This window comes from Legionella sp., assembly GCF_049790535.1.
Taxonomy (GTDB): domain Bacteria; phylum Pseudomonadota; class Gammaproteobacteria; order Legionellales; family Legionellaceae; genus Legionella.
The window spans coordinates 1-22,063 of sequence record NZ_JBAQZB010000136.1 but is presented as its reverse complement, the minus strand read 5'-3'; the positions used below and the strand labels follow the sequence as shown (position 1 = coordinate 22,063).

The following is a 22,063-nucleotide window of genomic DNA, read 5'->3' as shown; positions in this document are numbered from 1 at the left end:
ATCACCTATAAACCGGAAATTCACGACACAAACTCACTACATGTTCTTTTACCATGGCTAGGGTCGCTTCATTGTTAATATCATCAAGAATATCTGCTATCCAATTCGATAGAAGAGTGATTTCTTTTTCTTTAAACCCCCTCGTAGTCACTGCAGGAGTTCCAAGACGTAAACCGCTGGTTACAAAAGGTGAGCGTGGATCATTCGGTACTGAATTTTTATTCACGGTAATATGCGCTCTACCTAGAGCAGCATCAGCATCTTTCCCCGTTAGGTCTTTATTAATCAAATCAACTAATAACAAATGGTTATCTGTACCCCCTGATACAATGGTGTACCCACGGTTTCTTAAGACAGAACACATTGTTTTCGCGTTCACCAATACCTGCTCCTGATAAGTTTTAAATTCAGGCAATAATGCCTCAGCAAAAGCTACGGCTTTAGCTGCAATTACATGCATTAATGGGCCTCCCTGCGTACCAGGAAATACCGAGGCATTTAACTTTTTCTCAATCTCCTCATTCGCACGGCATAAAATTAACCCACCACGCGGACCTCTTAAGGTTTTATGCGTTGTTGTAGTGACCACATCGGCGTAAGGCACAGGCGATGGATATAAACCAACAGCAATCAGACCTGCTACATGCGCTATATCCGCCATTAAATAAGAACCAACTTTATCTGCAATTGCTCTAAATCGTGGCCAATCAAGAACTCGCGAATAGGCTGAAAAACCTGCAATAATTAACTTGGGTTTTTTTTCTATGGCCAAACGTTCCAAAAAATCATAGTCAATTAAACCGGTATGTTCATCCACCCCATAGGAAGTTGCTTCATAGATTTTTCCAGAAAAATTAACTTTAGAACCATGTGTTAAATGACCACCATGAGGTAAAGCCATACCTAAAATTGAATCACCAGGTGATAATAAAGCCATCATCACAGCTGCATTCGCTTGTGAACCTGAATGCGGCTGCACATTGACGTAGTCGGCTCCAAAAAGTTTTTTTGCACGAGCAATTGCTAAGTTTTCCGCTACGTCAACATACTCGCAACCTCCATAGTAACGCTTCCCAGGATAACCTTCTGCATATTTGTTAGTTAGCACACAACCCTGTGCTTCCAAAACACACGGACTCACATAGTTTTCCGATGCGATCAGTTCAATATGATCTTCCTGCCGCTGTTGCTCATCAATAATAGCCTGAAATAATTCTTTATCAAAATTTTCTAAGTTATGGCTTCCAAACATAAGTAATCCTTAAACATAAAAATGGAGTCTGTTGACAATTCATCTTTTAAAAACCACGCGCTAAAAGTTTACCTGCGGATCCAGAGAAATAGACTATCACAAAATTTAGTTGGATACGAATCCAGGCCTGTTTTACAGGCATACTCTTACGCTCATAAGCTAGGGACTGAATCCAAATAGATTTCTTATGCAAAAATCACGTTTACTTAATGATAGTGAGGGCCTATTCTCTCCACTTTTACTATTTATCTATTCGGTTGAACAATAATTTTGGGTCGCGATTCTGTCGGATACTTAACAACCGGACCATTAGTACCCTCATTCTCATGCACATTATGTTGTATTTGAGCTTGCCGTGGTTGTTTTATTGCCGCAGCTCCTCCTAGACGAGTATTCTCAGAAACATTGCCATGAACAGTCCCATGATTATTAGCATGGCGTTGATACACTCTTGCCTGCGGCACTCGTGGATAATGAGGATGATAATGCTTATACCAATGTTCACCATAATGATAAGTTTCACTATGTGGTGAAGGATAGCCGGGAGCGTAATATCGCTCTTGGGCTATACTGGAGGAACTAAACAAAGACAATAATAAAAGTGCAGGAATTACGTGTTTCATTTTACAACTCCTCAATAAAAAAGGAGGCTACACATACATGCAACCCCTTATTCACTTATCTCATTGATATTTGAGCTTTAACACCTTTTTTCAGGAAAGGAACAATATGTACAGTACTGTCTACATTAGTCCAACCCGAATAAACAACTCCATAAGGAGATTGAATAGTCAGGTACATACCGCTATGGCAATAGAAATAATAAAACAAGCTAATGTAATGAGGCGCTTCATAACGGTAAATGCTAAAATCGATGCTACTACCATCATCAAAATTACCATATACATATACATCGGTAAAACTGTCATTAATAATTTCGATTTGACAGTAACCTGGATACATTACTTCTTTAGCAATGGATTTTTTGTCTGCAGTATCCGCTTTTGAGTTCAAATGTACATTTGCTGCGAAAAGATTGCTAAACAAGCCTATGAAAATAACAAACACCAAGGACTTCAACTTCATGGTTTCTCCCTTTTTGTGTGATGAAAGAGGCATAGTAACAAAGTGTTGTATTTAGTCAATAGGATATTTTTATAACCATAGGTAAATAAAAATTAAAACAACTAAGCTAATAGAGGGCCACTAAGAAATTGAACAACTAAACCCATGTCGCTTTAGATTTTCACGAGACCACCAAAGATCGGCCGTTCTCACTTAATCTAAGTACGGTTTATCTATGTCTTTTGGCCATCCAAAATTTAAAACTGATGTAATGTATGATAAAATTTTTTTCTTTTGTTTGTACAGGTCAAAACCATGGATAAAGTCTATTCCCCAGAAGCGATTGAAAGCGCTTGTTATAATAAATGGGAAAGTCATCACTATTTTCAACCACACGGTGACGGTAAAAAATACTGCATTATGCTACCCCCCCCTAACGTCACAGGTCATCTGCACATGGGGCATGGTTTTCAACACAGCCTTATGGATGCCCTAACTCGTTATCATCGGATGTTAGGCGATAGAACTTTATGGCAGCCTGGTACTGACCATGCCGGGATTTCAACACAACTCGTTGTCGAACGAAAGTTAGAGGCTTGCGGCCTTTCGCGCAAAAACCTAAGTCGAGAAAAATTCCTGGAGCATGTTTGGCAATGGAAAAATGAATCCGGTACTACCATTACCCAGCAAATGCGACGTTTGGGTGATTCAGTAGATTGGGGCAGAGAACGCTTTACCATGGATGAAGGCTTATCGGCTGCTGTACAAAAAGTATTTGTGCAACTTTATGATGAAGGACTTATTTATCGCGGTACACGGTTAGTTAACTGGGATCCAAAACTAGGAACAGCTGTTTCCGATCTGGAAGTTTTGTACGAAGAAGAAGAGGGTTTTTTATGGCATATCCGTTATCCACTCGTAAATTCTTCTGAATTTATGGTGGTAGCAACCACACGCCCTGAAACTTTATTAGGTGATGCGGCGATCGCCGTAAATCCAGACGACGAACGCTTTAACCATTTAATTGGCCAACAGGTGCAGTTACCTTTATGTGATCGCACAATTCCCATCATTGCCGACAATTATGTAGATAAAGAATTTGCTAGCGGCTGTGTGAAAATTACTCCAGCACATGACTTTAACGATCATGAAGTAGGTAAACGTCATCAATTACCTCTAATCAATATATTTACCAAAAAAGCATCCATTAACAAAAATGCCCCTTTAAAATATCAGGGCATGGATCGCTTTGTTGCTCGTGAGCAAATTATCAAAGATCTGGATGCAGAAGGCTTTCTTGTCAAAACAGAAGCACATAAGTTAAAAGTACCACGCGGTGAAAAATCAAATGTAGTTATTGAGCCTTTTTTAACGGATCAATGGTATGTAAAAATCCAATCCTTAGCAGAACCTGCAATCGCAGCAGTTAAGAACGGCGAGATTCGCTTTATTCCTGAAAACTGGACTAAAACTTATTTTCAGTGGATGGAAAATATTGAAGATTGGTGTATCAGCCGACAATTATGGTGGGGACATCGTATTCCAGCCTGGTACGACAGCAATAAAAACATTTATGTGGGTTATAGTGAAAATGACGTACGCTTTAAATATAAAATTAAAGAAAGTACGCTGTTGAAACAGGATGAAGACGTACTAGACACCTGGTTTTCTTCAGCTCTATGGCCTTTCTCAACCTTAGGTTGGCCTGAACGTACACCAGAATTGGAACAATTTTATCCTACCTCCGTGCTAGTTACTGGTTTTGACATTATATTCTTTTGGGTGGCCCGCATGATCATGATGGGTTTAAAATTTACGGGAAAAGTTCCTTTTAAAGATGTATTTATTACTGGCTTAATCCGCGACAGTGAAGGACATAAAATGTCCAAATCAAAAGGAAACGTACTTGATCCACTCGATATTATTGATGGAATTGATCTGAAATCTCTAATAGAAAAGCGTACCTCCAACCTGATGTTACCATCAATACGCGACCAAATTATCAAAGCTACCCGCAAAGAATTTCCAGAAGGGATTCGAGCTTATGGAACTGATGCCCTACGCTTTACTTATTTCGCGCTGGCATCAACGGGACGCAACGTGCGCTTCGATGTAAGCCGAGTTGAAGGATATCGAAATTTTTGTAATAAATTATGGAATGCAGCTCGTTACGTACTACTTAATACAGATGAAGAACAGGTTGACTTTGGCGATGGTGCATTTCAATACAGCCCAGCGGATCAATGGATTTTATCGCGCTTACAGAGAACTACTAGCAAAGTACATCACTATTTTGAAACTTATCGTTTTGATTTATTAGCAAACACCATTTATGAATTTGTCTGGCATGAATATTGCGACTGGTACCTGGAATTATCCAAGCCCATTTTACAAGACGAAGAAGCACTTAGTGCATTGAAAAGAGGAACACGGCAAACTTTAATTCATCTATTGGATCAAATTCTTAAATTATTGCATCCCTTAATGCCTTTTATTACAGAAGAAATTTGGCAACGAACTACAAAATTCACCAGTGAAAATGGGGGAAGTATTATGTTGAGTGCTTATCCTCAAGTCAACGAGGAATTCCTTAATGACACTATTGAGGAAGAATTAGAATGGATTAAATCGGTGATTCAGACTATTCGTACTCTTCGCAGTGAAATGTCTATCCCTCCAGGTAAACTCATCCCCTTGTATATTCGCCATATCACGCCTGAACTTAAACAGCAAATTGAGAAATACCAGCATACTTTAAAGGCCTTGAGTAAATTAAAACAAATTAATTACTTAAATATCAACGACAAAGTACCCGTATCAGCAACTGCAGTATTAGGTGAAATTGAATTACTTATCCCAATGGCTGATTTAATCGATAAAGAAGCAGAATTAGCACGTTTAATTAAAGAATTAGCAAAGTTAGAAAAAGACATTAGCCTTGCTGAAGGTAAATTAAATAATCCTCAGTTTGCAGATAAAGCACCTGCTGAAATTATTGCAAAGGAAAAAGAGAAATTAGCTCAGGCTCATCTAGCTAAGGAAAAACTAATACAGCATAAAGCTAGAATCGCCTTGCTTTAATTACTGCAATACGCGCCTTTTAATACCTTGGTTATTACTTCTTCAATCCGTTCGAACTGAGGAGCAGCTTTAGCCGCATCTCAGCTCGAACAGATCGAGGTAGAGGTGAATCACATGGATTTGCTCACCACAATAAAGTAAACACTGTTAAAAGATGCCTTGCTCCAGTGACTCCCTAAGTCCAACAAGCGCGTCTTGTTTTTCTCCACATAATTTTTCAGCATAGTTGAGTAGGGGGGACACGATACCAGCCCCAGAATCCCGGACATGCGACACCCTCCAGCAACCGATGTAACTATAGCAAGCAAAATCGAAACCAAGCCCAGAACCAACGGCAACAGGAAAAAATTTCATGTTACAAGAAAACTCAAGCTTTCTCGCAATGGAGCAACTAGCTCCTGGTGTTAATGTCGTAGGGCAACCATTATTTTGGACTACATACGTCAGAAAATTGGAATCAGCAGAGGATGCCACGCATTACTAAATCAACAAGAGCGTTCGGCATACACTTATTTTTCTGGTGGGCACCAATGCGGTTGACCATGCAGAAAGAAGAGTGAAAAAGAATATTAATATACACAATATCCTGCTTTTGTTTTTCATAATTTGTTTTTCCTTTACAGTTTTCCCCTATTTATATTCGCTCATAAAAAGAGTCAAATTTTACCAATACACACTCTATGATTAATCCAAAAAGCCAACAACAAAGTAGACAACACTCCTAGGTAAACACTCGTCCCCTTCCAGTCAGGCCCTACTAATTGCATTACATTAGGATTTTGGGCGATAGAAAAAGGTATGGTGAGTACTACATCCATAATTGCAGAGCCTGCAACCAAACCACAAGCTATGAGTGTTCCTTTTTGTCTCCTAGTTATCACTTCCTTTTTATTCATCTGCTTATGTTTTAAACGTTTTTGTACCAGTAACGCAATCATTCCACCAATGAACAAAGGGAAAGAAGAAGAAATAGGTAAATACATACCTATAGCTACACCGAGCATGGACAGGTTTAAATAATATCTTAATTTAAAAATATAATTCAAAAAAATTACCGCTAAAATAATGCAAGAACCAATCAACATCATCCCCCAGGGTAATGAATTTCTGAATACTGCTTCTGTGATAGCCGCCATTAAAGCAGCTGTTGGTGCCGGTAAAGATTGACTAATGTCCATACCGGAATGAGGCATTACCCCAGCAATACCATAAACATTAAACATTAACTGCATGACTGGCGGAATAACCAAAGAGGAAATTACAACGCCCAACAAGAGCATTAATTGTTGTTTCCATGGTGTAGCACCAACCAATTGTCCTACTTTTAAATCTTGAGTATTATCATTGGCAATTGCAGCAATGCCGGTAACAACAGAACCAATCATAATCGTTATTGCTTCTGCCGCTTGTATTTGTGTGGAACTCAATGGTAAAGGTAGAAAATGATCAATAGCAACCAATAACAACCAGGCAGCAAACAGCATCCCTGAAATAACCACAGAACTTCCAGGACTTGCAGTAACGCCAACCATTCCTGAAAAGTAAGCAGTAATTATCGAAAAGATAAAACCGATAAACAAAACATAAAGCACCCCTAAAAATATTAAGGTAGGTGCATAATCATTATCCAATCCTACTTGCGTTAAAGGCAGAACCTGTTGGAAAAATAAAAACAATAGAGAAGCCATAGTACCTATTCCCATTAAAATATAGGGAAGAGGAATATCCTTATCGGTGCGAAGCAATTGTGCCTTGATGCTACCCTTAGATGTAAATATGCTGAATGAAGTTTGAATACTTTTAGATAAAGGTTTAATTAACTTTAGAAAAGTCCATACACCAGCAAACAACATTGCCCCTATTCCTAAATAGCGCAATTCGCTATTCCACAAAAATGAAGCAGCCTCTTTTGTAGGATAATGATGCAAATATTCAGGGTAAAATTTACTCACGACAGGCATAGCAAGAAACCAAGAAATCACAGCTCCTAAAAAAATACTCATTGCCATATCATAACCAACAAGATATCCAGCACCAATCATTGTTGCTGAAAATCCGGCACCTATGCCAAACAATGAACGTTTTATTACAAACCAATAACTCCAGTCAGCAGCAACGAGCTTAAAACCAGTTTGCAATAATTCAATAAGACCACCAATTATCCCACCAAGTAGTATGTCGTTAATCCCTGTTTTTTCAACCGAAGATTTTAATACTTCAGCAATAGCTCGCCCCTCGGGAAATTTTAAATTTTGATCATTAACCAAAATACAACGTAAAGGAATAGAGAAGAGTACACCTAGAACTCCCCCACTTACGGCGATAAAAAAATTAGTAAGGTAATCAAAATGGTTCCAATAACCAATAATAATCAATGCCGGTATGGTATAAACAATCCCTCCAGCAACTGCTTCTCCGGCAGAAGCCGCCGTTTGCACCGCATTATTTTCAAGAACAGTCGATGTTTTAAAGAAACGTAAAATTCCCATAGAAATAATCGCTGCTGGAATAGACGCAGAAGTTAAAATCCCTAACTTCAAAGCAAGGTAAGCATTAGACATGGCTAATAATACGGTCAGTAGTACTGCCAAAATAATTGCACGAACAGTTAATTCAGCTACTTTTTTATCAGCAGCAATAAAAGGGGGATCAATCATCAGTCACCATCCTTCATGAATATCCATTCCCCCGCTATCATCGTCTGATGCGCTAAGGGATGTGCAAAATAATAACAAAGTGCTGCACTTTCATTAACAGACCATACTATCAAATCTGCTGCCATTCCTGAAGCAATCTGCCCTAATTCTTTATGAAGACCCAATGCTTTGGCCGCCTGGCTGGTTACCGCCGCTAATACTTCAGGTACAGATAATGAAAAAAGCTGACACGCCATGCTCATCATCAAACGTAAAGAAGCCGTTGGCGATGATCCAGGATTACAGTCTGTAGCAATGGCCATACCCACTCCGGCGTGACGTAATAACTCTATTGGAGGTAGACATTGTTCACGAAGAAAATAAAAAGCTCCTGGCAGTAAAACAGCTACTGTATTTGCTTTTGCCATTGCATAAGCGCCTTGTTCATCGAGAAATTCCAAATGGTCGCAAGACAAAGCACCAAACTCAGCGGCAAGTTCACTAGCACCTAAATTGGATAATTGCGCCGCATGACATTTAACAGGTAAATTTAATGCCTGAGCTGCACGAAAAACTTGCTCGGTTTGTTTGAGTGAAAACGCAATGGATTCACAAAAAACATCGACTGCATCAACTAAATTAGCCTCATTTAATGCAGGCAACATCTCCTGACAAAGGACATCAATATAAGCCTGACTATTTCCTTTAAATTCAGGGGCTACGGCATGAGCTCCGAGAAAAGTCTTTTTTACTCTTAAGCCAGTCATTTCACCCAATCGTTTGGCAACCCTTAGCATTTTCAGCTCATTAGGCAAATCCAAACCATAGCCTGATTTAATTTCAACCACAGTAACACCTTCATTTTTTAAGGCAAGAATTCTTGGTAATGATTGACGTATTAGTTCCTCCTCAGAGAGAGCACGCGTTCTTTGTACCGTGGACAGTATACCTCCTCCTGCATAAGCAATTTCAGCATAACTTGCTCCTGCCAATTTCAAGGGAAATTCAAACGCTCGATTGCCTCCATAAACCAGGTGAGTATGACAATCAATAAGTCCTGGGGTTACTAATTGGCCCTGACAATCTTGCGTTTCTTTTGCTCTATTAAACTGCGCTGGCAATGCTGATTCATCCCCACACCAGGAAATTAACCCATTGCTAATAGCAATAGCCTGGTGTTGTAACTGATTTCCCAATGCATCAATGCTGGTGGCATTAAGTAACAATTTATCGCAAACAAACATTAAAAATCCCAGTGAAGAACTTGATGTGGTGGTTTCAACCAGGCAGCATGATGTCTGGTATCATAAATATCCCATTCTTTGGAAATATACTGGTCATTATTAACATCTAATAACAACCAGGTTAAAAATAAAGCAACTGTTTCGGGTGAAAGCAAACGGCCGTGATCGTTCAAACGTTGATAAAAATTACTTTTGTCATGATCTGGATTGGAACTACTTCGAGCTAATATTTGCATGTTGGTATCAATAATACCAGGCATCACACTAGCAAAAGCAATTGACTTAGACTCTAATTGCCAACATTTAGACAACATGGCTAAAGCAGCTTTCGAAACACAATAAGCCCCCCAACCTTTTATCGCAAAATAAGCTGCTCCCGAACCAATATTTAACACTCGACCGTGTATTAACTTATCATACAACATCTGTGGCAAAAAAAGTGCTGCATTTACATTCGTATTTAAAGCATTTTGCCATTCTGTGGGGTTTATATCCTTTAATTCAGCCAAAGGATGTAACGTACCGGCATTATTAATTAAAGCATGGAGTTGGGAGACAGAATTTAGATGATGCTTAATGTTATTTAAACCTTCTGGAGTTGCCACATCAGCACAAAGATAACGGATATTTGGAACAGCGGCGGCTGTTTCTTGAAGCATTTGTTCGCGACGCCCTATAATTAATACCTCTTTACCACGATTAGCCAAAGATAAAGCTAAGGAGCGCCCTATTCCACTTCCCCCACCCGTAATAATAAACACACTATCCTCTGCATTTTTTTAAAGTGACTTGATAATACCAGACATTAGGTCAAGTTGGCACAATTTTAAGTACAACAATTCGCATAAAAACCTCAGTGCAATTTCCTAATTTTACCCCCCAAATTTAGGAAGATATTTTGAGACACTTTATGAACTTTTTAATTTTGACTCTTAAAAAGAAATTAAAAGCTCCAATCAGCCCCTCCCTTTTTTGTCGTTTATTATGATTAAAGGATAGATCAATGATGAGGCAGGCTTAAAATTGATTCAATCTAATAATGGACCCTAAATAGCAAATACTTTATTATAAAATTATTGTCCTCCTAATCAATTTTGGAACTTAGAAAAACGCCTGGAGAAATTAAATGTTTGAAAGTCTTTCCAATTATCGACACGCTAATCCCTCTCTTTGGCAAGGTAGGCAAGATACTGTCAATGCAGAACGTTTCTTTCAAAAAATTACTTTTCCACTACGACAAACTGATTTAATTTGTGAAGAGAAAAAAACAATTTTTCTTGGTTTTGCCTGTGATGCTGGAATCCGACGCAATCAAGGACGTCCAGGAGCTCAATTGGGTCCGGATCAAATAAAAACCCAATTAGCCAAATTACCTTGTGCTACTAATAAAACATATTGTGATTTGGGTACTATCGTTTGTGAACAAGATGAACTCGAATTAGCTCAAAGCCAATTCGCAAGTTTAATCAGTTTTTGTCATCAACAAGGCCATCAAACCATTGCTTTGGGTGGTGGGCATGAAATTGCCTGGGCTCACTTTCAAGGTTTAGCACCACATTATTCTAAATTAGGTATCATTAATTTTGATGCTCATTTTGACATACGCCCCAATCAAAAAAACCAACCTGGAACCTCTGGAACTTCTTTTTCACAAATCGCAGCGTGGTGCAGCGAAAATAAGCGCCGCTTTGAATATTGTTGTCTGGGCATACAAAAAATGGGAAACACCTTGTCTTTGTTCCAGCGCGCAGCGGAATTAAATGTTCGTTATTTATCTGCAGAAGATCTTTATGAGCAAAACCTTGCATGGCATCTGACATTTCTAGATAACTTCATGTTAAACCTTGATTATATTTATTTAACAATTTGCCTGGATGTTATTGCAGAGTGCTTTGCTCCTGGGGTTAGCGCCCCTCAGCCATTAGGATTAACTCCCTGGCAAATACTACCACTCTTGAAATACATCATACAAAGTGGCAAAGTGGTAAGTTTAGATATTACTGAACTGTCGCCACCGCTGGATCAAGATCAAAAAACAGCGAGACTGGCGGCTCTTATTATCGCAGAATTACTGCATACTATTTAAAGGAGCTTATTTCATGAAGAACACCTTACTTCGGAGTGCACTTTTCACTCTAATAGTTACTCAAGTATATGCCGAACAAACACTACCCGTAACAACTCCACTACAAACAACCGCAATGCAACCTGTTGCACCTCAAAACCCACAACCTAATCAGTCAATACCCAATGCGCCCGTTTCAACCTCTTCTTCAGAACCAGTAATTGATTGTGATTATAAGATTCCAGCTCAAACAAAAAAAATAGAACAGACAGTAATCTTAACTTGGTCAAAGAACGCAACCATGCAAGCATTTAATTTCGATCCTGCCTCTTTAGATCTGCAAATGCAAAAACTGCAAGCGTGTTTTACTGAGCAAGGTTGGACCGGCTTTAATACTGCTCTGCAAAAATCAGGAAATATGCAAACAATTAAATCGCAAAAACTAACAGTAACTAGCCAGATTGTTGGAGAAATTTTAATTAATGAAGCAAAAGATAATCAATGGAAACTAACTTTGCCTTTGATGGTTACTTATCAGAATGAGAAAGAGAAAGTGAGTCAATTACTGAGTGTAAATTTAATAGTGGCTCGCAAACCCAATGGCGATCTGGGCATAACCCAAATGATCGCCACTCCGGGCGGCACAGTGACTACGAAGAAACCTGTTCAAGCGCCTTTAAATCCAGAAAATACAAATCTGGATGCACGTCCTAACGATCCGCAAAAACAGCCTCCTATTAATCAATCTCAATAAAGTAAGAAGGCTGGTAATTTAGCTTGAATTTTTGGGGGCATATCAAATATTGCCTCCTCTGCCTAATGATAAATTGTCAACAATTAATAAGATTGAATATTCTGATTATACACACCATTTTGATCAGGATATGCCAAAATGATTACTTTAGTACCAATATTCATAAAGTTTTCGTTTAACCATTTAGCAGCACTCGGAAAGACACGTACGCAACCATGGCTTGATGGGTGCTCAGGAACTTCAAATGCCGCATGGATTGTAAATCCTTGATAAAAATACATACAATAAGGCATCTTGGCTCCCCCTTGCGTAGCTACCGGATACTCTCCAGAACGACAATTAATCCCTCTCTTATTATAAATACGGAATGTACCCGTTACCGTTCTACAGGACTGAGTTAAGTTTTCTTCACATTTATCCACACCTGCGGAACCACCTCCAGTTAATAAGCGATTTCCTTCTTCATCATAAGCTGCCCACGCAGAAATTTTAGGATCAAACACAAAACGTTTCTCGCCAGTTGCTTTAATCTTCGTGGGGAAATTACCACGCCCACGTTTGTCTCTGGTATAATGAATTGTTCGATGCACATAACCTACGTCGTCAGTAATTAAAGTAGATTCATCATATTCAACGCAAGATGTTAAGCCAAGGCATAATAATAAACCTGCCCAAAATATCTTATTCATTTAGATTTTATCTCCAACAAAGTAAAAAACCTCTTCTCTTCTATCTATAGTAGGGAACTAAAATTGAGAAATCACAATTTAAGACTCTAACTTCCTATATTTAATTCGTGATGGTCTCTCTGCGGCATCACCCAAACGACGCTTTCTATCTGCCTCATAATCACTATAATTTCCTTCAATAAAGGTAATTTGTGACTCACCTTCAAATGCCATTAAGTGAGTACAAACTCTATCTAAAAACCATCTGTCATGCGAAATAACTACGGCACAACCAGGGAAATTAAGAATCGCCTCCTCTAGGGCGCGTAATGTTTCAACGTCCAAATCATTACTAGGTTCATCGAGTAATAAAACGTTGCTACCACTCTTTAACAATTTGGCTAAATGCACGCGGTTACGCTCTCCTCCTGAAAGCTGTGACATTTTCTTTTGTTGATCAGTACCTTTAAAATTAAATCGCCCTACATAAGCACGTGAAGGCATTTGATAGCTTCCTACCTGCATCATGTCATGACCATCAGAAATTTCTTGCCATACTGATTTATTGGGATCTAGATGATCACGCATCTGATCTACATAGGCCAATTTCACCGTTTCACCGATACGAATAGTGCCACTATTTGGTTCTTCATGACCGGTAATCATTTTCAAAAAAGTAGATTTACCTGCACCATTAGGACCAATGATTCCCAAAATACCCCCTTTAGGAAGTTTAAAATCCAATTTATCAATTAGGATTCGATCACCAAATGATTTGCTAATCTGTTCCCCTTCAAGCACCAAATCACCTAAACGCTCGCCTGGCGGAATATAAATTTCATTGGTTTCATTACGTTTTTGGAATTCTTTGGAGTTCATTTCTTCAAAACGATCAAGACGCGCTTTATTTTTAGCGTGACGACCTTTAGGTGCCGTACGTACCCATTCCAATTCAGCTTTGATCGCACGTTGATGAGAATCTTCCTGTTTCTTTTCCATGTTCAAACGTTCTTCTTTTTGCTCAAGCCAAGAAGTATAATTACCTTTATAAGGGATACCTTCACCTCGATCTAATTCTAAAATCCACTCCGCAGCATTATCCAGAAAGTATCTATCGTGGGTGATTGCAACTACTGTTCCAGCGAAGCTTTCCAGATAATGTTCCAACCAGGCCACAGATTCTGCATCTAAATGGTTTGTTGGCTCATCAAGTAATAACATATCAGGAGTAGAGAGCAATAAACGACATAAGGCAACACGACGACGTTCTCCTCCAGATAATTTGCTTACCACAGCATCCCAATCAGGTAATCTTAAAGCATCCGCCGCAATATCTAATTTTCTATCCAAGTCCCAACCCCCCCCAGATTCAATAAGATTTTGCAACTCGCCTTGCTCTGTAAGCAAATCATTCATTTGATCATCGCTCATTGGCTCTGCAAAACACATGCTGATTTCATCGAAACGGGCTAGATGCTGCTTCATTTCAATCACACCTTCTTCAACCACTTCACGTACTGTTTTATCCAGATGCAATTGCGGTTCTTGCTCAAGATAACCAATTTTAATTCCAGATTGTGGTCTTGCCTCCCCTTCAAACTGCTTATCCACACCAGCCATAATACGCAACAATGTGGACTTACCTGATCCATTTAAACCGAGCACACCAATCTTGGCGCCTGGGTAAAAACTTAATGAAATGTCTTTTAGAATAAATCGCTGATTCTCAACCATCTTGCTAACCCGATTCATAGTAAAAATATATTGTGACATAAATACTCCGTTTCTTTTAAATCTGCTTTGTTAGGACCAATCAAGAATTACTTTTCCTGATTGACCGGATGCCATAATCTGAAATGCATGTTGATAATCATCCACTTTGAAATAGTGTGTAGTTACTGCAGAAATACTTAATCCACTTTGTAACATAGCAATCATTTTATACCAGGTTTCAAACATTTCACGTCCATAAATCCCCTTAATCATCAGGCCCTTAAAAATAACCTGGCTCCAATCGATTGAGGTTTCATGTGGTGGAATACCTAATATGGCTACATGTCCACCATGAGTCATTGCCGCCATCATTTCGTTTAAGGCCATTGGATTACCCGACATTTCTAAACCTATGTCAAAACCTTCCAACATTCCTAATTCAGCAACTACTTCAGACAGTTTTTCATGCTGTACATTTACAGCACGGGTTACACCTATTTGACGCGCTAATTGCAACCGGTACTCATTCACATCAGTAATTACCACATGTCGAGCACCAATATGACGAACTATTGCTGCAGCAATAATACCAATAGGACCAGCACCAGTAATTAAAACGTCTTCACCAACTACATCAAAGGACAAAGCACAGTGTACGGCATTACCAAAAGGATCAAGAATTGCTGCCTGATCATCAGTAATGTTATCAGGAAGTACAATAACGTTTGAGGAAGGAAGAGAGAAATACTCACCAAAACATCCAGGTCGATTGACTCCAACACCTAACGTATTACGACAAAGATGGCGTTTTCCCGCGCGGCAATTACGACAATAGCTACAAGTTATATGTCCTTCACCTGAAACACGCTGCCCAACACTCAATCCTTGAACTTCCTTACCTATTGCAACAATTTCGCCGTAAAATTCATGACCTACAGTCATGGGAACGGGGATAGTTGCTTGCGCCCACTCATCCCAAGTATAAATATGAATGTCTGTACCACAAATTGCAGTTTTTTTTATTTTAATCAAAACATCATTCACGCCATAATTAGGAATAGGAACCTCTTCCATCCAAATGCCAGGTTCTCTTTTTGCTTTGACTAAAGATTTCATTAAAATACCTCAAAATAATAAATTATTTTACAGCTCATACAATCATTGAAAGTGTATGGATGTGATTGTCTTAACTTCAATGTAACTACTCAGTCGCTAGATAAAAATCTTGGCGAACGGCCAGATTTGTCGCATGATGCTACTGAGTGAGTAGTTACTTAAATAACGGAAAATTCCTTACCTACGATTTCAAAGGCCCGAATCGCTTTGTCTAAATGGTGCAATTCATGAGCAGCAGACATTTGAGTGCGAATTCGTGCTAATCCTTTAGGTACTACTGGGTAAGAAAAACCGACTACATAAATCCCTAATTCCAGCAAACGATTCGCCATGCGCCCTGCTAAATTTGCATCACCCAACATTACTGGAATAATTGCATGTTCCCCAGGAATCAAGTTGAAGCCCAGACGTGTCATGCCGTCACGAAAGTAATGACTGTTACGTTTTAATTTTTCGGACAAATGATTATCTTTCATTAAATTATCTAAAACTGTGCATGACGTATGCGCAATCACCGGAGCGAGTGTATTGGAGAACAAATAGGGTCTGGAACGTTGACGTAACCAATCAATCACCGTTGCATTTGCCACTGTATAACCACCAGAAGCGCCACCCAAAGCTTTACCCAAAGTACCCGTAATAATGTCAATACGATCGAGAACACCGAAATGCTCTGGCGTTCCACGTCCACTTTTACCCATAAAGCCAACGGCATGTGAGTCATCCACCATTACCATCGCATCGTATTTATCGGCTAATTCACAAATTGCTGGCAAATCAGCCAAAATACCATCCATTGAAAAAACACCGTCAGTAGCAATCAAACGAAAACGAGCATTTTTGGCAGCAATAAGTTGTTCTTCTAATGCCTTCATGTCGTTATTAGCATAACGGTAACGGGTTGCCTTACATAAACGGACTCCGTCAATGATACTTGCATGATTCAAGGCATCGCTAATAATTGCATCCTCTTCACCTAACAGAGTTTCAAAAAGACCAGTGTTCGCATCAAAACATGAAGAATACAATATGGCATCTTCTTTACTTAAAAATTGGCTTATTTTTTGCTCAAGTTGCTTATGTGGCATTTGTGTTCCACAAATAAAACGTACAGAGGCCATTCCATAACCGTATTGTTCCAGAGCTTTTTTTCCTATTGCAATTAATTGCGGATCATTAGCCAACCCTAAGTAGTTGTTTGCACAAAGATTAATCACTTCTTTGTGATTCACTGTGACATCAGCCTGTTGTTGACTGGTAATAATTCGCTCTGACTTATATAAACCTTCACTTTTCAATGTTTCTAATTCAGTTTGCAAAAAATCGCTAAATCGCTCAAGCACAGTATCCTCCTATACGTCAAATTTATTAATTACTCATAAGCAAAGACTTTCCCCAAGGGCGTGAATCATAACAAATTTTAAGCACAGTCACCATGAAATTAAGGAAGAGAACATTATTTCTTAGCACCTGAGTTAATTTTTTGCTAAGATTGACGCAAAGTTTTAAATCATAAAAACAATTAAGATGGTAAAGAAAATGAATTATCAAAATGCGCGCACTAATATGATCAAACAGCAATTACGCACCGGTAATGTTTTAGAGGAATCAATACTTAATTTGTATTATATTATGCCAAGACATGAGTTTGTTCCCGAACAATACTGCCATTTTGCCTATTCAGATATGCAAATTCCACTTGGTCACGGTCAACGTATGCTTACTCCGACGGAAGAAGGAACAATTTTACAAACATTGGCACTCAACGGAAATGAAACTGTTTTAGAGATAGGTACGGGTAGTGGATTTTTTACTGCTTTGTTAAGTAAATTATGTAAAAAAGTAATTAGTATAGATTACTATTCTGAATTTACTGCTAAAGCAAAACATAAACTTCAAGCACATCACTGTAATAATGTAGAATTAATTACTGGTGATGCAAGTCAAGGATGGTTAGAAAATGCCCCTTATGATGTTATTATATTTTCCGGTGCACTAGAAAAATTAACTAAAACGCATATGTTGCAAATATTACCTGGTGGAAAACTTTTTGCTATTGAAGGCAAACTTCCTATAATGCAAGCTCGTGTACATCAATTAGATCATCAAGAAAAATGGCATCAATCTTTAGTTTTTGAAACCTGTATTCCTTTACTAATTAACAACTGTAAAACAAAAGAATTTGAATTTTAAAAAATAAGTTTAAGCAATCAAGCCCTTTTGGGCAAATAAGAGAAAAGAACTTCATCAAGCCAACCCCCTCATTCTAAACAAGGTTTTATAATGTCCAATCCTGCTCAAATTGAAAAAAAATTATTGCATTATACTGGTAAAGCTATTGCAGACTTTAATATGATCCAACGTGGGGACCGCGTAATGGTTTGTTTATCAGGGGGAAAAGATTCGTTCACCTTGTTAACGATTTTGGATCAGTTACGTCGTCGTTCAGGCAATAAATTTGAACTTTTTTCTTTTACATTGGATCAAGCTCAACCTGGTTGGGATGATTCTTCTTTACGCCAATGGTTGGAAGAGCGTTCATTTAAATATGAGATTTTGACTCGTGATACCTACAGCATTGTTAAAGAAAAAATTCCCGAGGGTAAAACTTATTGTTCCTTATGTTCTCGCTTACGCCGCGGCATTATTTATCGTTATGCAGAAGAAAATGGCTATAATAAAATAGCCTTGGGCCACCATCGCGATGACTTAGTGCGTACATTAATGATGTCCATTTTATATAATGGCGATATTCGATCCATGCCACCTAAGTTGTTAAGTGATAATAAGAAACATATTGTCATCCGACCTTTCAGTTATGTTCAAGAAAAAGACATTATAGCATTTGCTAGAGAACAAGCATTCCCAATTATTCCCTGCACTCTTTGCGGTTCACAAGAAAACTTAATGCGTAAAAAAGTAACGCGTTTAATTGATCAACTTGCAGAGGAAAATCCTAAAGTTCCAAGTAATATCCTTCATGCATTACAAAGCATTAAACCCAGCCAGCTTATGGATCAAAGCTTATGGAATTTTAAAAATCTTGAACATGAGTTAATTACGAATACAAATGAATCAGACGAGCTTTTTTCTGTGGAAGAATTTGATTTAACTGAAGAATCCTAGTTTTTTGTAAAACTTATCCTGTCACCATAAATCTCTTCTTTTAAAAAATCTTAACAAAAGCGTTACATTTTTGTTACGTTTTTGTTACATTTATGTTTTAATAAACTACAATTCTCGTCTAAAATTAACAATATTTTAGTCGTAATGCAAAGATTAATGCTCTTACGAAAAGAGAACTAAGAAGAAATAAATTTTAATATAGGAGCTATCCCATGCAAACAGAAACGACATTTGATTTGGGTAAATTTCAAACTTACACTAAACACTATTTAAAATTTGATTTTGTTGCCGGAATAGTAGTATTTCTCGTCGCTATTCCATTATGCTTAGGCATTGCCTTAGCATCAGGAGCACCATTATTTTCTGGTATTCTAAGTGGCATTATTGGCGGCGTGCTTGTTGGTTGGTTAAGTGGATCACAAGTCAGCGTTAGTGGCCCTGCAGCAGGCATGGCCGCAGTAGTAGTAACTGCCATCACCCAGCTAGGCGACTTTAACACCTTCTTACTTGCCCTACTACTTGCTGGTTTATTACAAATTATTATTGGTAGTCTCCGAGCAGGATTTGTGGCAGATTATGTTCCTTCTAACGTAGTACAAGGGTTGCTTTGCGCGATTGGCATTTTGTTAATAATCAAACAGTTACCTTTGGCATTTACCCTTTCCGCAGATTTTAATGAATTAAAAACTCATTTATTAGAAACGACTGATGTAATTACCTTAAGTCCTATTCTTGCCTTATATAATCATATAAACACTGGGGCCTTAATCATTACAGTAATTTCTTTGGCAATTTTAATTTATTTTGATAAGACCAAAAATAAAATACTAAAAGAAATACCAGCCCCTATCATCGTAGTAATCTTCGGAGTAATTTTAAATGAATTCTACATTTGGACCAATTCTGCATTAATGCAGAACTCACCACAGTTAGTAAATATCCCTCAAACAAGTAACTTCCAGGATTTATTCGATAAACTGGAATATCCTAACTGGGCTGCTTGGACTAATATTCAAGTTTATGTTTATGCATGCATCATAGCTATTGTTGCCTCCCTTGAAACCTTGCTCAATTTCAAAGCAGGTGAACGACTTGATAAGCAAAAACGACATGCGTCAACTAACCGTGAATTAATAGCCCAAGGGGTGGGCAATATGACCGTAGGCTTTATCGGTGGTATTCCTATTACCTCTGTAATTGTTAGGACATCTATTAACATCCAAGCAGGCTCCAAAACTAAAATGTCTATTATTTTGCACGGTATATTCATTCTGCTTGCCGTGATGCTAATACCTGGTGCCTTAAATAAAATCCCATTATCTTCTTTAGCTGCCATTCTGATGTATACCGGTTATAAATTGAATCAACCCTCGATTTATCGCTCCGTTTATGCTCAAGGATGGGATCGTTTTATTCCGTTTCTAGCTACAGTTGTTAGTATTATTGTCTTTAACTTATTAACTGGTATTTTGATAGGTCTGGCGGTCAGTCTCTTTTATATATTAAAATTAAACAGCCAAACTCGTATTAACATCATCAAGGAAATTTATCCTAATGGCGTAACTAATCGACTGATACTTCCCCAACAGGTGACTTTTCTTAATAAAGCCCCTTTAATTGCGGAACTGAATTCTATTCCTAAAGGCTCCCAGCTAATTATTGATGCACACTATACTCAATATATTGATAAAGAAATTTCAGAATTATTAAAAGAATTTAAAGAAGAGCAAGCAGTTAATAAAAAAATTGCTTTGAATTTAACTGGATTCAAAGAGCATTATAAAATTCATAATTACATTGATTTTATTAATGTGACTACCTATGACGTACAAACACATCTGTCTCCAGCACAAGTGTTAAATATACTTAATGAAGGAAATCAACGTTTTTTAAATAATGAACGAATCCACAGGATGACTCACATGGACGTAAAATATACTGCAAAGGGACAACATCCTATTGCTGTGGTAGTGGGCTGTATTGATTCACGTGTACCTGTAGAAACAATTTTTGACATGACATTTGGCGATATCTTTTGTGTACGTGTTGCTGGGAATGTCGTCAATAATGACATCTTGGCCAGTATCGAATATGCTTGCAACGTCGTTGGAGTTAAACTAATTGTGGTACTAGGACACACGCGTTGTGGCGCTATTCAATCCGCCTGTGATGATGTTAAACAAGGACATATTACGCAATTGTTGGAAAAAATAAAGCCTGCCATTGCTGCTGAAACAATAACAAAAAATGATCGCAACAGTACAAATATAACGTTTGTTAATCATGTTACCAAACTAAATGTGGCTAATACCATGCAAAATATATATGAGCGCAGTTCAAGTCTGAATCAATTAATTGACCACAATGAAATTGCACTGGTTGGCGCGATTTATGATGTACAAAGTGGTTCGGTGCATTACAGTGACTATGAACACGAGCTTAATCAATTAGATAGCAAAAAGAATAATAATCTAGCATCTAAAATAGCGCATGTGTTAAAAGAGGCAAAGATTAGCCTCTAGGCTCTACTCCAAACTGGTTTTGAACATGAACTAATGTATAATGCGTTCATCTGTAAGCAGTTAAATTCAGGAACATAAATGCGTGCCTCACATTGGTTTTTAACGACTATAAAAGAAACGCCTAACGATGCTGAAATTGTTTCTCATCAACTGATGCTAAGAACAGGCATGATTCATAAACTAGGCTCAGGCCTCTACACTTGGATGCCTTTAGGTCTGAAGGTGCTTCGCAAAGTGGAACAAATCGTCCGTGAAGAATTGAATCGCATTAATGCTATGGAACTACTCATGCCAGCGATACAACCTGCGGAACTCTGGCAAGAAACAGGACGCTGGGAAACTTTTGGTGAACAACTACTCACCATGAAAGACTCAAATGATAGAGAATATTGTTATGGTCCCACACATGAAGAAGTGATTACCGATATTATGCGCAATGCATTACAATCTTACAAACAATTGCCAATGTGTTTTTATCAAATTCAAACTAAATTCCGTGATGAAATCAGACCCCGTTTTGGTGTTATGCGTGCACGAGAATTTATTATGAAGGATGCCTATTCTTTTCATTTAAATTTGGAAAGTTTACAGAATACTTATGAAGAAATGTACCAGGCTTATTGCCGTATTTTTGATCGCATGGGTTTGAAATATCGTGCAGTAGAAGCAGACACGGGAGCCATTGGAGGTTTCGCTTCTCATGAGTTCCAAGTATTAGCAGATTCTGGTGAAGATTTAATTTTCTATAGTGATTCCAGTAACTATGCTGCAAACCGTGAACAAGCTGTCAGTTTTAGACCTGAAAAATCAATGAATCAGAC

General features: G+C 38.2%; 17 protein-coding genes. 7 read left to right on the top strand and 10 right to left on the bottom strand.

The features are described from left to right. Position 1: 1 nt before the first annotated feature. The 3 genes from glyA to WA877_RS09210 all read right to left on the bottom strand — a co-directional run bounded on the left by glyA (position 2) and on the right by WA877_RS09210 (position 2,338). On the bottom strand, positions 2 to 1,252 hold the full coding sequence (gene glyA / locus WA877_RS09220) for a serine hydroxymethyltransferase (protein WP_425170625.1): 1,251 nt from the start codon (positions 1,250 to 1,252) through the stop codon (positions 2 to 4). A gap of 245 nt (positions 1,253 to 1,497) precedes the next feature. Further along, positions 1,498 to 1,875, bottom strand: a complete 378-nt coding sequence (locus tag WA877_RS09215; RefSeq protein WP_425170624.1) for a hypothetical protein — start codon at positions 1,873 to 1,875, stop codon at positions 1,498 to 1,500. 55 nt (positions 1,876 to 1,930) lie between these two features. Further along, the gene (locus tag WA877_RS09210; protein ID WP_425170623.1) at positions 1,931 to 2,338 is read right to left on the bottom strand and encodes a hypothetical protein; all 408 of its coding nucleotides are present in this window, start codon (positions 2,336 to 2,338) and stop codon (positions 1,931 to 1,933) included. A 294-nt stretch (positions 2,339 to 2,632) separates the two neighbouring features. Between WA877_RS09210 and WA877_RS09205 the strand changes: the two genes are divergently transcribed. Further along, the gene (locus tag WA877_RS09205) at positions 2,633 to 5,398 is read left to right on the top strand and encodes a valine--tRNA ligase (RefSeq protein ID WP_425170622.1); all 2,766 of its coding nucleotides are present in this window, start codon (positions 2,633 to 2,635) and stop codon (positions 5,396 to 5,398) included. 656 nt (positions 5,399 to 6,054) lie between these two features. Here the strand turns inward: WA877_RS09205 and WA877_RS09200 are convergent. Genes WA877_RS09200 through WA877_RS09190 form a run of 3 tightly spaced genes read right to left on the bottom strand, consistent with a single transcriptional unit; the run spans position 6,055 to position 10,039 of the window. Further along, the gene (locus WA877_RS09200; protein ID WP_425170621.1) at positions 6,055 to 8,055 is read right to left on the bottom strand and encodes an OPT family oligopeptide transporter; all 2,001 of its coding nucleotides are present in this window, start codon (positions 8,053 to 8,055) and stop codon (positions 6,055 to 6,057) included. Then, entirely contained in the window at positions 8,055 to 9,278 is a 1,224-nt protein-coding gene (hutI, locus tag WA877_RS09195; RefSeq protein WP_425170620.1) for an imidazolonepropionase, read from the bottom strand. The genes WA877_RS09200 and hutI overlap by 1 nt, the downstream gene beginning before the upstream one ends. Beyond that, positions 9,278 to 10,039, bottom strand: a complete 762-nt coding sequence (locus WA877_RS09190) for an SDR family NAD(P)-dependent oxidoreductase (RefSeq protein ID WP_425170619.1) — start codon at positions 10,037 to 10,039, stop codon at positions 9,278 to 9,280. Before WA877_RS09190 ends, hutI begins: the two co-directional genes overlap by 1 nt. Positions 10,040 to 10,404: 365 nt before the next feature. Here WA877_RS09190 and hutG point away from each other — a divergent pair, with 365 nt between their 5' ends. Both hutG and WA877_RS09180 read left to right on the top strand, forming a co-directional pair. After that, positions 10,405 to 11,364, top strand: a complete 960-nt coding sequence (hutG, locus tag WA877_RS09185; RefSeq protein ID WP_425170618.1) for a formimidoylglutamase — start codon at positions 10,405 to 10,407, stop codon at positions 11,362 to 11,364. 13 nt (positions 11,365 to 11,377) lie between these two features. Next, entirely contained in the window at positions 11,378 to 12,097 is a 720-nt protein-coding gene (locus WA877_RS09180) for a DotI/IcmL family type IV secretion protein (RefSeq protein WP_425170617.1), read from the top strand. An 83-nt stretch (positions 12,098 to 12,180) separates the two neighbouring features. Here WA877_RS09180 and WA877_RS09175 read toward each other — a convergent pair whose 3' ends face one another. The 4 genes from WA877_RS09175 to WA877_RS09160 form a co-directional block, all read right to left on the bottom strand. Further along, positions 12,181 to 12,786: a L,D-transpeptidase gene (locus WA877_RS09175; RefSeq protein WP_425170616.1), complete on the bottom strand. Its 606-nt coding sequence runs from the start codon at positions 12,784 to 12,786 to the stop codon at positions 12,181 to 12,183. Positions 12,787 to 12,864: 78 nt separating this feature from the next. Next, on the bottom strand, positions 12,865 to 14,538 hold the full coding sequence (gene ettA, locus WA877_RS09170; RefSeq protein WP_425170615.1) for an energy-dependent translational throttle protein EttA: 1,674 nt from the start codon (positions 14,536 to 14,538) through the stop codon (positions 12,865 to 12,867). 30 nt (positions 14,539 to 14,568) lie between these two features. Continuing rightward, a complete protein-coding gene (tdh, locus tag WA877_RS09165) occupies positions 14,569 to 15,594 on the bottom strand; it encodes an L-threonine 3-dehydrogenase (RefSeq protein WP_425170614.1) in 1,026 nt (341 codons plus the stop codon). A 158-nt stretch (positions 15,595 to 15,752) separates the two neighbouring features. After that, on the bottom strand, positions 15,753 to 16,937 hold the full coding sequence (locus WA877_RS09160; protein ID WP_425170613.1) for a glycine C-acetyltransferase: 1,185 nt from the start codon (positions 16,935 to 16,937) through the stop codon (positions 15,753 to 15,755). Between the two features lie 196 nt (positions 16,938 to 17,133). Here WA877_RS09160 and WA877_RS09155 point away from each other — a divergent pair, with 196 nt between their 5' ends. From WA877_RS09155 to proS, 4 genes are all read left to right on the top strand, one after another. Next, positions 17,134 to 17,787, top strand: a complete 654-nt coding sequence (locus WA877_RS09155) for a protein-L-isoaspartate O-methyltransferase family protein (RefSeq protein ID WP_425170612.1) — start codon at positions 17,134 to 17,136, stop codon at positions 17,785 to 17,787. 90 nt (positions 17,788 to 17,877) lie between these two features. Then, a complete protein-coding gene (gene ttcA / locus WA877_RS09150) occupies positions 17,878 to 18,720 on the top strand; it encodes a tRNA 2-thiocytidine(32) synthetase TtcA (protein ID WP_425170611.1) in 843 nt (280 codons plus the stop codon). Between the two features lie 212 nt (positions 18,721 to 18,932). Then, a complete protein-coding gene (locus tag WA877_RS09145) occupies positions 18,933 to 21,242 on the top strand; it encodes a bifunctional SulP family inorganic anion transporter/carbonic anhydrase (RefSeq protein WP_425170610.1) in 2,310 nt (769 codons plus the stop codon). Between the two features lie 78 nt (positions 21,243 to 21,320). Then, positions 21,321 to 22,063 (top strand): proline--tRNA ligase (proS, locus tag WA877_RS09140; RefSeq protein WP_425170609.1); only part of this gene is annotated, 743 nt, incomplete at its 3' end.

What these genes read in the sequence shown, in the direction of transcription:
- glyA (WP_425170625.1), bottom strand. Translation starts at nt 1,252, where the DNA reads ATGTTTGGAAGCCATAACTTAGAAAATTTTGATAAAGAATTATTTCAG.
- WA877_RS09215 (WP_425170624.1), bottom strand. Translation starts at nt 1,875, where the DNA reads ATGAAACACGTAATTCCTGCACTTTTATTATTGTCTTTGTTTAGTTCC.
- WA877_RS09210 (WP_425170623.1), bottom strand. Translation starts at nt 2,338, where the DNA reads ATGAAGTTGAAGTCCTTGGTGTTTGTTATTTTCATAGGCTTGTTTAGC.
- WA877_RS09205 (WP_425170622.1), top strand. Translation starts at nt 2,633, where the DNA reads ATGGATAAAGTCTATTCCCCAGAAGCGATTGAAAGCGCTTGTTATAAT.
- WA877_RS09200 (WP_425170621.1), bottom strand. Translation starts at nt 8,055, where the DNA reads ATGATTGATCCCCCTTTTATTGCTGCTGATAAAAAAGTAGCTGAATTA.
- hutI (WP_425170620.1), bottom strand. Translation starts at nt 9,278, where the DNA reads ATGTTTGTTTGCGATAAATTGTTACTTAATGCCACCAGCATTGATGCA.
- hutG (WP_425170618.1), top strand. Translation starts at nt 10,405, where the DNA reads ATGTTTGAAAGTCTTTCCAATTATCGACACGCTAATCCCTCTCTTTGG.
- WA877_RS09180 (WP_425170617.1), top strand. Translation starts at nt 11,378, where the DNA reads ATGAAGAACACCTTACTTCGGAGTGCACTTTTCACTCTAATAGTTACT.
- WA877_RS09175 (WP_425170616.1), bottom strand. Translation starts at nt 12,786, where the DNA reads ATGAATAAGATATTTTGGGCAGGTTTATTATTATGCCTTGGCTTAACA.
- ettA (WP_425170615.1), bottom strand. Translation starts at nt 14,538, where the DNA reads ATGTCACAATATATTTTTACTATGAATCGGGTTAGCAAGATGGTTGAG.
- tdh (WP_425170614.1), bottom strand. Translation starts at nt 15,594, where the DNA reads ATGAAATCTTTAGTCAAAGCAAAAAGAGAACCTGGCATTTGGATGGAA.
- WA877_RS09155 (WP_425170612.1), top strand. Translation starts at nt 17,134, where the DNA reads ATGAATTATCAAAATGCGCGCACTAATATGATCAAACAGCAATTACGC.
- ttcA (WP_425170611.1), top strand. Translation starts at nt 17,878, where the DNA reads ATGTCCAATCCTGCTCAAATTGAAAAAAAATTATTGCATTATACTGGT.
- WA877_RS09145 (WP_425170610.1), top strand. Translation starts at nt 18,933, where the DNA reads ATGCAAACAGAAACGACATTTGATTTGGGTAAATTTCAAACTTACACT.